Genomic DNA, 14344 nt, shown 5'->3' on the forward strand with positions numbered 1-14344 from the left:
AACGTGCGATACGGAACCGCCACCACACGGCGTGTCGGCGCTAGAGGGGACGGAAGGTTCGCAGCCGCAGGCTGTTCAGCACCACGAAGACCGATGACACTGCCATCGCGGCCCCCGCGATCATCGGGTTGAGCAAACCCAATGCGGCCAGCGGAATCGCGGCGGTGTTATAGGCGAAAGCCCAGAACAGGTTGGCCTTGATGGTGCCAAGTGTCTTGCGCGACAAACGCAGTGCCGTCGGCACGGTGGTGAGGTCACCACGCACCAGGGTCAGGTCGCTGGCCTCGATCGCGGCATCGGTACCCGTGCCCATGGCCATCCCGATATCGGCGGTCGCGAGTGCGGCGGAGTCGTTGACACCGTCGCCCACCATGGCCACCTTCTTGCCCTCGGCCTGCAAACGTTTGACGACATCAGCCTTCTCGGTGGGCTTGACCCCGGCGATCACATTGCCGGGGTCAATGCCGACTTCCTCCGCGACGCGCGCGGCCACCTCGGCGTTATCGCCCGTCAGCAGCACCGGGGTGATGCCCATGGCCTTGAGCTCGTCGATGGCCTGCCGGCTCGACGGCTTCACCGTATCGGCCACCTCGATCTCACCGCGGCGCAATCCGCCCCAGCTGACCGCCGCGGTGGTGTTCTGACCGGGTATGGCCTCAATCGAAACCTCTTGACCGTCAACAAGACCCACAACGCCGATGCCGGGTTCGTTGCGGAAGTTCGTGACGGGCGACAGGATGAGTTGAGCAGCTCCTGCCGCCGCAACGATCGCGTGGGCAACCGGATGTTCGGAGGCCGATTCCACCGAGGCTGCGATGCGCAGGATCTCATCGGCATCGGAGACACCTGACCCGATGCTGCGCCGCACTGCCACGACGCTCATCGCGCCGGTGGTCACGGTGCCCGTCTTGTCGAGCACGACGGTGTCGATGTTCTTGACGTTCTCCAGGACCTCGGGGCCCTTGATCAGCACACCCAGCTGCGCACCGCGTCCGGTACCCACCAGAATGGCCGTGGGCGTGGCTAATCCGAGTGCGCATGGGCACGCGATGATCAGCACGGCGACGGCCGCGGTGAACGCCGCGGAGAGCGGGAAGCCGAGCGCTACCCAGGCCACGAACGTCAGCGCCGCGATGCCGAGCACGACGGGTACGAAGATCGACGACACCCGGTCGGCGAGCCGCTGCACCTGCGCCTTGCCGGTCTGCGCATCCGAAACCAGCTGCGCCATCCTGGCCAGCTGGGTATCCGCACCAACCTTGTTGGCGCGGACCACGATCCGTCCGTGGGTGTTGACATAGCCGCCCACCACCGGATCGCCCGCACCCACCTCGACGGGCACGGACTCGCCCGTCATGGTGGAGGTGTCCAACGCCGAGTGGCCGTCGATCACCGCGCCATCGGTGGCTACGCGCTCCCCAGGCCGCACGACGAATTCGTCGCCCACGGCCAGCTGTTCGACGGGGATGCGTGTCTCATGCCCGCCTCGCAGCACTGCGACTTCCTTTGCGCCCAGAGACAGCAGCGCGCGCAGCGCCGAGCCCGCCGAACGTTTGGCGCGTGACTCCGCGAACCGGCCCGCGAGCAGAAAGACGGTCACCGCCGCCACCACCTCGAAGTAGACGTGGACGTCGCCGTGGGTGTGCCCGGCACCGGCGAACAGCACCCAGAGCGACCACACGAACGCGGCGATGGTGCCCAACGAAACCAGGGTGTCCATCGTCGACGCGCCATGGCGTGCGTTGACGAACGCGGCGCGGTGGAACGGATAGCCGCCCCACAGCAGGATCGGGGTGGTCAGTGCCGCGACCACGATCTCCCAGCCGGGGAAATGCCATGGCATCACCATCGAGATGGCCACCACCGGGATGGCCAAAATGAGCGAGCCGATGAGCCGCGACTTGAGCTGACGGTCCGGCACATCGTGGCTCATGTGGTCCTGCGAATCGTGACCGGCATGCTCGTGACCGGCACCAGCACCGCGCTGCGAGCCGCCGATCACCTGAGCCTGGTAACCCACCGACTCGACGGCCTTGACCAGATCCACATCGGAGATCGAACCGTCGTGCTCAACACGAGCGCTCTCCAACGCGAGATTGACCCGCGCCGTCACACCCTCGATCTTGTTGAGGCCTCTTTCCACACGGGACGCGCACGAGGCGCATGTCATGCCATGCAACCGCAGATCAGTGGTCTCCATGCCGGTGTCAACAAACTCCATGCCTAAATGATACCCCTAGGGGGTACTAATCGATAGGGTGACCTACGCTACTGCCCCCGACGCGCCGCCACGATCTGCAACGGCATCGGCAGCTGAACTCTGGCACGGAGTTCGACAGCGATCGAGGGGTCCGCGTGTGCAGCCAGGGTACGCAACGCCTTGGGGCCGTAGGCGCGCAACTGACTGATCGCACCGTCGTGAGCAACCGGACGCACCCAACCGACGGCCGCCGCAAAGAGGAACGCCGGGGCCAGTAGCGGGGCCGGCAAGCGCAGCAAGTCGATGATCAAGAGGGTGCGCCCCACCCGGGTGCCCTCGGCGAACACCTTCGCGGCCAGTGACGGCGGGAGATGGTGAAACGACAGCGCGAATACCACCAGATCAAAAGCCCCATCGGGTGCCTCAATAGCTGTCGCATCCATGGCGCGGACCGTGACCCGCGAGTCCGAACCCAGGCCGGAAGCCACGATACCCGCGACGGAGGTGGGCTCGATATCCGTCACCGTGATCGAGGCATCGGGACGCAGCTTCAGCAGTTCACGCGATAAGCCACCATGCGCCGCACCGAGCTCGAGCACCCGGGGATTGTCGATGCCGACAAGGAACCCGGCCGCCTGTTCGGCATTCCACCTGTGCAGACCCTTCTTCTGGCCCATGAGGTCGAGGGACTCGACGACGGCCCGTTTCTTCGCCGGGACATCGTCACGGTCCAGGTACTCGAGCCGGTCTGTCTGCAGCTTGCGGTCCAACACGCAGGCGCCGAATCCAGCGCGTGGCATCACATCGATATCAGTGGTTTTCGTCATAAACAGCAGCCTATGCCAATGTCAGTTATCCTGACATGAGGATTAGCTGTGAATCATGCGACGGTCACGGACACCCCGCGATATCGCCAGAACCAGGAATACTCCGGCGACAGCGGCAAGTGCGAGCGCCCGGGCCACGCATGCGCCATCCAGCGCGGTGAAGTAGAGCGTCGGCTCACCCTTCGCGACGGGTGCTATCTCGGTCGGGATGCGGGCGGCCACTGCCGCCCAGCCGGCGAGTGCAATCGCCGCCACCGCGATGGCGAGATCCACCGCTGCTCGCGCTCCAAACTTCACCACTGCTCACTTTCGATATCGATTTCCGGGTCGTTACCCAGATCCATGCCCGCCGGCGGGGCGGGCACCAACTTCGCGAGCGCCGCCCGCAGCTCCTCATGCCTTCTGGCCCACGCCTGTGCACGCCGCCCCCCGGCGAGACGCAGACCCACCGGTTTGCGCCCCTTGGGCACACCCGTCAGCTCCCCGAGGGGACGGGCCTCCTCCCAGATATCGCGATCGGCGTCGGGATACAGCCACTTGATCTGGCTGACGGCCAGGGTTTCGGCGCCCTGACGCAGCACGGTGGGCGTCAGCTCGACGCTGGCGTGGATCCGTGCGGCATAGATCTGCAGTGCGATGAAGAAGGACACCACCGCCGCGGTGCCCACCGGCATGAGGAGATCGACGCCCATCTTGCTCCACAGCTGCAGGCCCAACATGATGAGACCCGCAAGCGGCCCGAGTAGCAGCCATCGCCAGCGGCCGCCCGATTCGTAGAACAGCCTTTCGCCATCGGTCGATTTCTCAGGCATGTTCACCGCCATCGAACCAGTCCTGCGCGGTCGGCCTGATGATCAGCACATTAGCCACGATCAGGGACAGCGCGGCGATGAGCAGTAGCGGTCCCACCGACCCGAAGCCGGCCATCACAATGGCACCGAGGACCGAGACGACCGAGAGCGCGATCAATGCGCGACGAAAACGCTTGTCCCCCTGCCGTGTCCGCCCGGCAAGAAATGCGATGCCGATCGCCAGCAAAATGCACAGCACGCCCCACACCCGGAAGTAGGTGACGAGGTTTCTTACGTCCTCGTCGGTCAGCGCAGGCTTCGCGGCAGCCCGCACCGGACCGAAGCGCTGAGTCACCCCGGCCAACCCGTTGAGGAACAGCGCCGCCGCCGCGACCGCCCAGAACCAGAACGCCACATCGACGATGCGTGGCCGCAGTTGTTCCGGAGTCATTCGAGCAGCGTATCGGGGCGTTACCGCTGCCTCGTCAGGTACGCGGTGGAGTCCTCGCGATGCAGCAGAAACAGGCCGCCGCAGATCAAGACGGCCGCGGTAATCCCCGAGAGCGCGTGCACGACCGCCGGCACGCCCTCCAGGCCGAACAGCCGTGTTGCGGTGAACACCACCGAGCCCACTGCGCCACCGGTCAGGAAGGTGCGGGCCAGGCGATATCCCGCGCGCATCAGGAAGATCGCGGTAACGACAAGGGACCCCACCACGATGACGATGAACCCGTTGGAGGCGTACACCGTCCAGAGCGGCGCGGACTTGCGCACCTCGGGGTCCAGTTGCCATTGGCCGACGTTCGCGGCCAGATAGCTCACGATCATCAGCGGAAGCGCGGCCAGCCAAAGCCAGCAGCCGGTCTCGATATCGGCGGGTCGCGGCTTGGCCGGACCAGTCGGGGGTGGTCCAGCCAATCCGCCGGGATGGTGCGGATCGGGATATGTCACGCGACCACGGTAGTGGAGGACGGCACTACACCCCTAGTCGGCGAGCCAACCCGCCACGTCTGCCGCCCAGTAGGTCAGCACGATATCGGCGCCCGCACGCCGGATCGAGGTCAGCGTCTCCAGGGCCATGGCCTGTAAATCAATCCAATTATTTTGCGCCGCAGCACAGATCATCGAATACTCACCCGACACCTGATACGCGGCTACCGGCACCGGCGAGACGTCGGCAACCTGCCGCAGCACATCGAGATACGCCATGGCCGGTTTGACCATCAGGATGTCGGCACCCTCTTCGACATCAAGCTCGGCCTCGCGCAGGGCTTCTCGCCCGTTGGCCACGTCCTGCTGATAGGTGCGGCGGTCGCCGCGCAACGAGGATCCGACGGCATCGCGGAACGGTCCGTAGAACGCCGAGGCGTACTTGGCGGCGTACGCCAAGATGATCACATCGGTGTGCCCGGCAGCATCCAGGCCGTCGCGGATGGCCGCTACCTGGCCGTCCATCATGCCGCTGGGTCCCACCACATGAGCGCCAGAATTCGCCTGTGCCACCGCCATGTTCGCGTACTGCACCAGCGTCGCGTCATTATCGACGCGACCGTCGGCGGCCAGAACCCCGCAATGGCCGTGATCGGTGAACTCGTCGAGGCAGGTATCGGCCATCAGCACCGTGGAATCACCCAGGTCCTCAGACAGGATCGACAGCGCCCGGTTGAGAATGCCATCCGACGCCAGTCCGGTACTGCCACTGGCGTCCTTGTCCTTCTCCTCGGGAACCCCGAACAGCATGAGCCCGCCCACACCGGCCTTCACGGCATCCTCGGCAGCCCGGCGCAGCGATTCCGTGCTGTGCTGCACCACCCCCGGCATAGAAGCTATGGGGCGCGATTCCGCCAAACCGTCGGCCACGAACATCGGCAGCACCAATTGCCGTGGCGCCAGCGTGGTTTCGGCCACCAGCCGGCGGATTGCCGGGGTGGTTCGCAACCGTCGTGGACGCTGGTAGGGAAAAGGCACGGCAAGCCCTCCGCTTATCTCCGCCGGCTCTTCTTACGCGGCGGCGGCAGTGCACCCTCGGTGCGCAACCGCGCGGCGTGCTCGGCAAGGGCTTCGACCAGCGGACCGACGGCTGCGGTTTCCGGCTGCACGTCCACCCGCAGGCCGAATTCGATGGCGGTCTCAGCGGTTTTCGGTCCGATGCACGCCACAATGGTGCGCGCATGCGGCTTCCCGGCGATACCCACCAGGTTGCGAACCGTCGAGCTCGACGTGAAGCACACCGCGTCGAAACCACCGGTCTTGATCATCTCGCGGGTCTGCGCCGCCGGCGGTGCCGCACGCACGGTGCGATACGCGGTCACGTCGTCGATTTCCCAGCCGCGCTCGCGCAGCCCTTCAGCGAGGGTCTCGGTGGCGATATCCGCGCGGGGCAGCAGCACCCGGTTCACCGGATCGAAAATGTCGTCATAGGGCGGGAATTCATCCAGCAAGCCGAGCGACGATTGTTCTCCGTCGGGCACCAGCTCGGGGTTGATACCGAACGCGCGCACCTTGTCGGCGGTCGCCTGGCCCACGCATGCAATCTTCACACCGGAGAAGGCCCGGGCATCCAGACCGAACTCACCGAACTTCTCCCACACCGCGCGCACCGCATTGGTGGAGGTGAAGACCACCCACTGGTACCTGCCGTCGACCAAACCCTTGACGGCTCTTTCCATTTGGGCAGGGCTACGCGGCGGCTCCACGGCGATGGTGGGAACCTCGACCGGCAGAGCTCCGTATCCGACAAGCTTCTCGCTCATCTCGCCCGCCTGGTCCTTGGTGCGCGGCACCAGAACCGTCCAGCCGTACAGCGCACGGCTCTCCCACCAGTTCAGCTTGGACCGACCACCCACCACACGACCGATGGTCAGCACCAGCGCACCGGTCATCGGCCCGTGCGGATCATTGGCATCCAGCGGAATGCCGTCGATCAGCGAGGCCAGCGTGGTCTCCACTGTCCGCTGTGCACAGGTGGTGCCCTGCGCGGTCACTGCGACCAGCGTCTGGTCGGACAGTCCATGCTCGAGGAGCGCCTTGGCGGCATCGGGCACATGCGTCGGAGTGGCGTGCAGGATCAGCGGGCCGGGAGCGGCGGCCAGCGCGGCCCAGTCCACATCGCCGCGCACATCGGCAACGGTGTGGGCGGATCCCGGCGGCACACCGGCGTAGGCGGGCACCGCAGTGCTCGACGTCAGACCGGGCAGAATCTCGAAGGCCACCTGTGTCCGTGTGACGGCAATGACCTCGGCGAGCACCGAATCAATCGACAGCGGATCACCGGCGACCAGTCGCACGACGTCCACGCCGTTCTTGGCCTCGGCGACCAGGGTCTTGGCGACATCGGCGGGATCTCCCAGCGCCGGACGGATGTCGATGGTGAGCGCGGGCTCGGCAGCGGCCTCACTGCTACCCGGAGTGGGCGCCTCGACGTCAGCCGGTGCGGGTTTGACGGGCGCGGGTTCAAGAAGCTCGACCGCGGATCCGACAAGATCGAGCACAGCCTGCGGTACGTCGGGATCGGTGAACGCCACCGTGGCGCCTGTCAGCACCGCGCGCGCTCGAACCGTCAACAGGCCGGGGTCACCCGGACCAGAACCAACGAACAGGATGCGCCCTGGCTTCTTGCGCCCTCGGGTCACTACTGCCTCCCATATCGGCGGTTTGTGCCGCCTACTCAGCTGTCATCAGTGCTCGTGCACCGAGATCAAGCAGTTCCCTCGCAACCGCGAGCCCAAGCTCTGCGGCCCGATCGGGGGTGCCAATCCCGGAGGCCCGAATCACGTCAGATCCGTCCAGCGCCGCCGCACATCCGCGCAACGACAATTCGTCGAAGACGCGGCCATCCTCATCGATCGACTCGACCACCTCGGCGATCGCGCCAACCGGTGCGGTACAACCCGCCTCCAGCTCGGCAAGCAGAGCCCTTTCGGCAGTCACCGCGGCGCGCGTGTCGGCGTGATCGAGTTCCGCCAGCACAGCCACCAGTTCGGTGGCCTCGCTACGGCACTCCACCGCCAGCGCTCCCTGAGCCGGTGCGGGCAAAACCTGCACCGGTTCCAGTGTCTCGGTGATGTCGGCAAGCCGTCCGATACGGGCCAAACCCGCCCGGGCGACTACCACAGCATCAAGATCACCATTGGAGACCCTGCTCAACCTGCTATCCAGGTTGCCTCTAAGGGGGCGAATTTCCAAACCGAGACCCAGTGCTCTAAGCTGCGCGGCCCGCCGGGGGGCCGAGGTACCGATCACAGAGCCCGTCGGCAACTCCCCCAGCACCAAACCATCACGGGCCACAAGGGCGTCCCGATAGTCTTCACGAGGCGGAATGGCGGCTATGACGAACCGGGGATCGGCAGCGGTTGGCAAATCCTTGTAGGAGTGCACGGCAACATCGACGACGTTATCGGCGATGGCCTCCCGCAGGGCGGCCGTGAAGACCCCCACACCGATTTGCTCGACAGGTGCCGACGACTGGTCTCCCGCCGTCGTCACGATCACCAGCTCGGCGTCGTGCCCCTTGGCGCGCAGCGCGTCGCGGATTCCCCCGGCCTGAGTCGTCGCCAACAGACTGCCGCGGGTACCAATTCGGATCATGGATGAGCCTCTCGGGCGAAGACCGTCGGGATGGATGAGCCTGTCAGGCGAGGACCATCGAACGTCGATGAGCCACGTGGGCGAACACCGTCAACCACGGCTCTCTTCGCGTAATTCCTTTGTGGCGAGCGGTAATTCGCCAGCCGTGGCCACTGCCTCGACGGTGTGCGGATCGAGCTCGAACAGCTCGCGCAGCGCCTCGGCGTAGCTGTCTCCACCGGGTGCCGACGCCAGCTGCTTCACGCGCACCGTGGGGGCGTGCAAAAGCTTGTCCACGACGCGGCGCACCGTCTTGGCCACCTCGTCCCGGTCGGTCCCGGCCAGGCCGGGCAGACGACCATCCAAACGCAACAGCTCGGCCTCCACCACCTCGGCGGCCCGCTGGCGCAACGCGGTGACGGTCGGGGTGACCTCCGCCATCCGCTCACCGGTGAGGTACCGGGCGACCTCGTCGTTGACGATCTGACGGGCCGCTCCCGCGTCGTTGGCTGCCGCGCGCGCGGTGGGCTCGCGCTGGATGCGCTCCATGTCCACCACGACCACACCGGGCAGACCGGCCACCGTCGGGTCGACGTCACGCGGCATACCCAGATCGCAGAACACCAGTCGACGTCCGCCGGTCAGGGCACGGTGCACATCGGCCAGTGAGATCACCGGGCGGACCGCGCCGGTGCAGGACACCACCACGTCGGCCTGAGCCAACGCCTCGTCCAGGCTGTCCAGGGTGATGGCCTGCGCCTTCACTCCGGCCTCTCGCGCGGTCGCGGCGAGCCGTTGAGCACGCTCCGCGCTGCGGTTGACGATCCACAAGTTGTCGATACCGGCACGGATCAGCTGTGCAGTCGCCAGTGAGCCCATCGCTCCGGCACCGATAACGGCAGCCGTGCGCCCGGGCAGGCCGTCAAGCTTGCCGTCGGCCAGGTCCAGGGCCACCGACACCACCGAGGCCCCGGCCGCGTCGATAGCGGTCTCCGAGTGCACGCGCTTGCCCACGCGCAGCGCGCTCTGTGACAGCTCATGCAGCACCCGGCCGACCGCCTGATGCGATTCGGCGGTGGCGTAGGCGTTGCGCACCTGGCCCAACACCTGCTGCTCGCCGATCACCATCGAATCCAGGCCGCTGGCCACCGCGAACAGGTGCTCGACGGCGGCCTCGCTGTATCGCACGTAGGCATATTTGGTGAGCTCGTTCATGTCGATCCCGGCATGGCGGGCGATGGCCTCGCCGATGACGGTCAGGCCGCCGTGGAATGCCTCGACCACGGCGTACACCTCGACCCGGTTGCAGGTCGACAGCACCATGACCTCGCTGACCAGCGGGGATTGCAGAATCTGTTCGATCATTTTGGGCTGATCGGCCTCGCCAATCGCCAGTTTTTCCAGCACCGGCACAGGCGCGCTACGGTGCGAGGCTCCGAACAGCAGGACGCTCACCGCAGGTCACTCCACGGACAGGCTGCTATCACCGGCCAGCTCCCTTGCTTTGGTGAGGGTCGAACTTTAAGAACGGTAGCCCGTAAATGGCCACTGGGCAAAATCCAAACAGCCTGTTATCGGTCACGTTTCAGGTCCGCCCGCAGCCGAGGCTCGTCCACTTCCCAGTAGCTGTGTTCCTGGCCGTCGAGCAGCACCACCGGAAGCCTGTCGCCGAATTCCGCGCGCAGTGACGAATCGGTGCCCGCAGCCACATCGACATCGGTGATGGTGAGGGGGACACCGAGCTCGTCTGCCAGGGCCTCCAACTCACGCTGCGCCCGGTCACAGGCGGAGCACCCTGCGCGCGTTAGCAGTGTTAATGCCGTCATACACCAATTCTGCCACCGGGTCCCCCGACTTCCCACGACCCTCAGTAGGGTTGAACGGCATTCGGAAACGGCGGACAGGAAGGGCGGGTAAGCCAGTCATGACCAGCCCCCAGCTCAACGGTGACCCCCTTACCGAAGACTCCTCGGAGGAGCAACTACTCACGGACGCTGCTGCGCAGGACCTGGCCGAGGATGTCGCGCGGGCCGCATCCTTCGCCGAGGCCGACGCGGCGGCCGCTGCCGAACCGATTCCCGGTCCTCCGCCCGCCGACCTGACGGCGGCCGCGTTCTTCGACGTCGACAACACTCTGGTGCACGGCTCCTCGCTGGTTCATTTCGGCCGCGGCCTGGCAGAACGCGATTACTTCAAGTACTCGGACATGCTTCAGTTCGTCTGGGCGCAGGCGAAGTTCCGGCTGACCGGCCGGGAGAACTCCGGCGACGTCGCAGCAGGACGGCAGAAGGCACTGTCGTTCATCGAGGGCCGCAGTGTTGATGAGCTGGTGGCACTCAGCGAGGACATCTACGACGAGACGATCGCCGAGAAGATCTGGCCCGGCACCCGTGCGCTGACCCAGATGCACCTCGATGCCGGACAGCAGGTGTGGCTGGTCACCGCGACACCCAAGGAGCTGGCCGACACCATTGCCCGACGACTCGGCCTCACCGGAGCACTGGGCACCGTCGCCGAATCCGTGGATGGGGTGTTCACCGGCCGACTGGTCGGCGACATCCTGCATGGACCGGGCAAGGCGCGGGCCGTACGCAACCTGGCCATCCGCAATGGACTGAACCTCAAGCGCTGCAGCGCCTATAGCGACAGCGTCAACGATGTGCCAATGCTGTCCCTAGTGGGCACCGCCGTGGCCATCAATCCCGATGCGGAGCTGCGGGATGTGGCACGACGCCGGGGGTGGGAGGTCCGCGACTTCCGCACCGCACGCAAGGCCGCCCGTGTCGGCGTGCCGTCAGCGGTACTGCTCGGCGCCGCGGGTGGTGCGTTGGCTGCCGCACTGGCGCGCCGCGAGAAGTAACAATCACCCAAAAGCGCTGCTGATAGGCTCAGCGCCGCTCGAACTGACTAGATACGTCACAGACTTTGCAGCGAAATGGGTTAATGCATGGCGATCCGCCAAGACATCATCGGAACTCACTACCGCTACCCCGATTACTTCGAGGTGGGCCGCGAGAAGATGCGTGAGTTCGCAGCGGCCATCAAGGACGACTGCGAGGAGAACTCCGGAGTCGTCGCCCCCGTCACCTTTCTGGCCGTCGCGGGCCGGCGCGTGCAGCTGAAGATCTTCACCGAGATGGATCTGCCCATCAACCTGGCCCGGGTGCTGCACCGCGACCAGAAGCTCAAGTTCCACCGCCCCATCAAGGCGGGCGATCGGCTGTACTTCGACAGCTACCTGGACAACGTGCTGGAGTCGCACGGCATGGTGACCGCCGAGGTGCGCGCCGAGGTCACCGACGCCCACGGGGAGCCGGTCGCGACGAGCATCGTCACCATGATCGGCGAAGCGCAGGGGCACGAGAACTCCGACTCGGTCACCGCCAACATCGCCTCGCATCGCAAGGACTAGAAGCGTCTCCGGCTTAACCGGTAAGCGCTTGGGGTGGTTCCGAACCAACGCTTGCAACTTCGGGTGAACACACTTTGTTCGGCGTAGCCGAGCTGCCTGCTGACATGATCGAGGCTCAGATCGGTGTCGGAAAGCAATCGCTCGGCAGCTTCCTGACGGGTTTGGTCGACTAGCTCGGCGAAGGTGGCGTTCTCGGCACCAAGCCGTCGTTGCAGTGCCTTTGGGTGCAGACCGAGGTGTAATGCGATGTCCCCCAACCCGATCGCCCCCGTAGGAAGCAGCTGGCGGATGAGGATACGGGCCAACTGACTGGAATCTGGCGTGCGCTTGGCCAGGGTGCCCGTCAAGTAGTCGACGGCGGTCTGGTGCGTAAGAAGGTCTTTGGGCAGTGACTTCTGCAAATCGGTGGCGCGCAGGGTGAATCCGCCAACGGGTTCGCAGAAGAACGGCGGGCAGCCGAAGTAACGCTGATACGCCGACGCTGCGGTGAGGGCTTGGTGCGGCAGATGAACGGAAACAGGCCGGTAGCTGCTGCCCAGGAAGTGATACAACACCCGCAGCGTGACACCCAAGGACAGCTCCACCGCCTGTGCCTGCGGAGGCGCGGGGGTTAGTAGAAACTCGAACTCGAAACGAGCCAGCGTCGGGTCGAGATGGTCGGTGACCCGGGCGCTGATGACCGGACAGTAAGCGCCCATGAACTTCTCCAGGATGGCAAATGCGTCGGCGACGGTCGCGGCCGTGCGCGCGGCCAAACCAACCGGTCCCAGAATTTCGATACCCTGCCGCCGGGCCAGTTGGCGCCCGAAGTCAGGCGCATTCAGAGCCACCGCGGTGTCCTCCAGCGCACGGGCACTGTTGGGTAAAGAGATGAACCGCTCGTATGAGCCGGCGTCGGCCACCGAAACCCGAGCCGCGGCAAGCAGTTTACTGCCGTCGCCGCCGAGTTCGGCCACTAATTGGTGGTAATTGGTCAGCGCCGAGCCCCGGATCACCGACATGTCCCAAACTGTCAAATATTTGTCTTCCATTGTCAAGACAAGCAGGTGGAGCATGCTGCACGATCAACGTTCGGCGATCAAGATCGTCGTATCCAGAAAGGGTGGGCGCGTGAAGATTTGGTGTACGCAGTGGACCAAACTGTTGGTCGTGATGAGTACCGTCGCGTTGACGGCGGGACTTGCGGGCTGCTCGAAAGAATCTGGTTCCCAGAAGCTTTCCGCCGATGAAGCCAAGGCCATCGCCATGGATGCGTACGTCTACGGCTATCCGCTCGTCACGGTGGAGATGACGCGGCGAGTGATGACCAACGTGGCCAAGCCCGAGGCCATGCGCGCGCCGATGGGACAGCTCGTGCGGCTGGGCGAGTATCCCGACGCGGCCTTCCGCGATGTCACGACACCCAACGCGGATACCCTGTACACCAACGCTTTTATCGATGTCGGCAAGGAACCGTACGTCCTGAGCCTCCCCGAGGCCGACGGTCGCTATTACCTGTTCCCGATGCTGGACGGGTGGACCGATGTGTTCGAGGTTCCCGGCAAGCGCACGACTGGTACCGGGCCGCAGACCTACGCCATTACCGGTCCAGGCTGGAAAGGCACACTGCCCCAGGGGGTAAAGGAGTACAAGTCCCCGACATCCATCGTGTGGCTGATCGGCCGCACCTACTGCACGGGCACCCCGGAGGACTACGCTGCCGTTCACAAGCTGCAGGACGAGACCACGCTGGTGCCGCTCAGCTCGTACGGCAAGCCGTACACCCCGCCCGCGGGCACGGTGGACTCGAGCATTGACATGAAAACCCCTGTCCGCGATCAGGTAAACAATCTGAGCATCAAGGCGTACTTCGATCTGCTGGCAACCCTGATGAAGGACAATCCGCCCGCCGAGGCCGATAAGCCCATGGTGGACAAGATGGCCAAGATCGGCATAGAGGCCGGGAAGCCCTTCGATATCGACAAGCTCAGTGCCGACACCGTGAGCGCGCTGCAGTCGGTACCCAAGGAAGCCGTCGAGAAGATCCTGGGCCACCTCAAGGAGGCCAGCCAGGACATCAACGGCTGGCAATTCACCACGAAGATGGGTCTCTACGGCACGGATTACCTGCAGCGCGCCACCATTGCGGCGCTCGGGTTGGGCGCCAACCGCCCTCAGGATGCGGTCTACCCCATGTCCGGGACCGACGGCACTGGTCAGCCCTATGACGGCGCCAACAAGTATGTGCTGCGTTTCGCCAAGGATCGGTTGCCGCCCGCCGAGGGGTTCTGGTCGTTGACGATGTACGACGAGGGCATGTATTTCGTGGCCAATCCCCTGAACCGCTACACGCTGAGTGAGCGCAACAATCTGACCCCCAATCCCGACGGCTCGGTGGATCTCTACCTGCAACACGAGAATCCAGGGCCCGGAAAGGAATCCAACTGGCTGCCCGCACCCGCCGGCAAGTTCAATCTCGTGCTTCGCCTGTACTGGCCCAGGGAAACACCGCCGTCCATCATCGACGGCACCTGGAAACCGCCCGCCGTTCAGCGCGTCCCGTAATAGC

15 protein-coding genes are annotated in these 14344 nt (G+C 65.2%); 3 read left to right on the plus strand and 12 right to left on the minus strand.

Annotation, left to right across the window (positions count from 1 at the left end; genetic code table 11):
- Positions 1-40 precede the first annotated feature (40 nt).
- From AB0H22_RS04195 to AB0H22_RS04245, 11 genes are all read right to left on the minus strand, one after another.
- Positions 41-2221 (minus strand): heavy metal translocating P-type ATPase, encoded by a 2181-nt coding sequence (locus tag AB0H22_RS04195; RefSeq protein WP_358144982.1) that lies wholly within the window; start codon positions 2219-2221, stop codon positions 41-43.
- Positions 2222-2268: 47 nt separating this feature from the next.
- Positions 2269-3027 (minus strand): class I SAM-dependent methyltransferase, encoded by a 759-nt coding sequence (locus AB0H22_RS04200; protein ID WP_358144984.1) that lies wholly within the window; start codon positions 3025-3027, stop codon positions 2269-2271.
- Between the two features lie 42 nt (positions 3028-3069).
- A complete protein-coding gene (locus AB0H22_RS04205; RefSeq protein ID WP_180749728.1) occupies positions 3070-3300 on the minus strand; it encodes a hypothetical protein in 231 nt (76 codons plus the stop codon).
- A 20-nt stretch (positions 3301-3320) separates the two neighbouring features.
- Positions 3321-3839, minus strand: coding sequence for a hypothetical protein (locus tag AB0H22_RS04210; RefSeq protein ID WP_180748823.1), 519 nt, complete (start codon positions 3837-3839; stop codon positions 3321-3323).
- A complete protein-coding gene (locus AB0H22_RS04215) occupies positions 3832-4269 on the minus strand; it encodes a hypothetical protein (protein ID WP_358144986.1) in 438 nt (145 codons plus the stop codon). Before AB0H22_RS04215 ends, AB0H22_RS04210 begins: the two co-directional genes overlap by 8 nt.
- 20 nt (positions 4270-4289) lie before the next feature.
- Complete coding sequence (locus tag AB0H22_RS04220) at positions 4290-4769, minus strand: hypothetical protein (protein ID WP_180748825.1); 480 nt, start codon at positions 4767-4769, stop codon at positions 4290-4292.
- Between the two features lie 33 nt (positions 4770-4802).
- Positions 4803-5786 carry a porphobilinogen synthase gene (gene hemB, locus AB0H22_RS04225; RefSeq protein WP_358144990.1) on the minus strand — a complete coding sequence of 328 codons (984 nt, stop codon included), beginning with the start codon at positions 5784-5786 and terminating at the stop codon, positions 4803-4805.
- A gap of 14 nt (positions 5787-5800) precedes the next feature.
- A complete protein-coding gene (locus AB0H22_RS04230) occupies positions 5801-7450 on the minus strand; it encodes a bifunctional uroporphyrinogen-III C-methyltransferase/uroporphyrinogen-III synthase (protein WP_180748827.1) in 1650 nt (549 codons plus the stop codon).
- 31 nt (positions 7451-7481) lie between these two features.
- Complete coding sequence (gene hemC / locus AB0H22_RS04235; RefSeq protein ID WP_180748828.1) at positions 7482-8405, minus strand: hydroxymethylbilane synthase; 924 nt, start codon at positions 8403-8405, stop codon at positions 7482-7484.
- Between the two features lie 90 nt (positions 8406-8495).
- The gene (locus AB0H22_RS04240) at positions 8496-9839 is read right to left on the minus strand and encodes a glutamyl-tRNA reductase (RefSeq protein ID WP_180748829.1); all 1344 of its coding nucleotides are present in this window, start codon (positions 9837-9839) and stop codon (positions 8496-8498) included.
- 116 nt (positions 9840-9955) lie between these two features.
- Complete coding sequence (locus AB0H22_RS04245; protein ID WP_180748830.1) at positions 9956-10210, minus strand: glutaredoxin family protein; 255 nt, start codon at positions 10208-10210, stop codon at positions 9956-9958.
- Positions 10211-10308: 98 nt separating this feature from the next.
- On the opposite strand from AB0H22_RS04245, the gene AB0H22_RS04250 reads away from it, so the two are divergent.
- Positions 10309-11244: an HAD-IB family hydrolase gene (locus tag AB0H22_RS04250; RefSeq protein WP_180748831.1), complete on the plus strand. Its 936-nt coding sequence runs from the start codon at positions 10309-10311 to the stop codon at positions 11242-11244.
- A gap of 87 nt (positions 11245-11331) precedes the next feature.
- Positions 11332-11796 carry a MaoC family dehydratase N-terminal domain-containing protein gene (locus tag AB0H22_RS04255; RefSeq protein WP_180748832.1) on the plus strand — a complete coding sequence of 155 codons (465 nt, stop codon included), beginning with the start codon at positions 11332-11334 and terminating at the stop codon, positions 11794-11796.
- On the opposite strand, the gene AB0H22_RS04260 is transcribed toward AB0H22_RS04255, so the two are convergent.
- Positions 11793-12797 carry an AraC family transcriptional regulator gene (locus AB0H22_RS04260; RefSeq protein ID WP_358144994.1) on the minus strand — a complete coding sequence of 335 codons (1005 nt, stop codon included), beginning with the start codon at positions 12795-12797 and terminating at the stop codon, positions 11793-11795. The genes AB0H22_RS04255 and AB0H22_RS04260 overlap by 4 nt on opposite strands.
- A 52-nt stretch (positions 12798-12849) precedes the next feature.
- Here AB0H22_RS04260 and AB0H22_RS04265 point away from each other — a divergent pair, with 52 nt between their 5' ends.
- The gene (locus tag AB0H22_RS04265; protein ID WP_358144996.1) at positions 12850-14340 is read left to right on the plus strand and encodes a DUF1254 domain-containing protein; all 1491 of its coding nucleotides are present in this window, start codon (positions 12850-12852) and stop codon (positions 14338-14340) included.
- Positions 14341-14344: the final 4 nt, after the last annotated feature.

This window comes from Mycobacterium sp. NPDC050853, assembly GCF_040653875.1.
Classification (GTDB): Bacteria; Actinomycetota; Actinomycetes; order Mycobacteriales; family Mycobacteriaceae; genus Mycobacterium.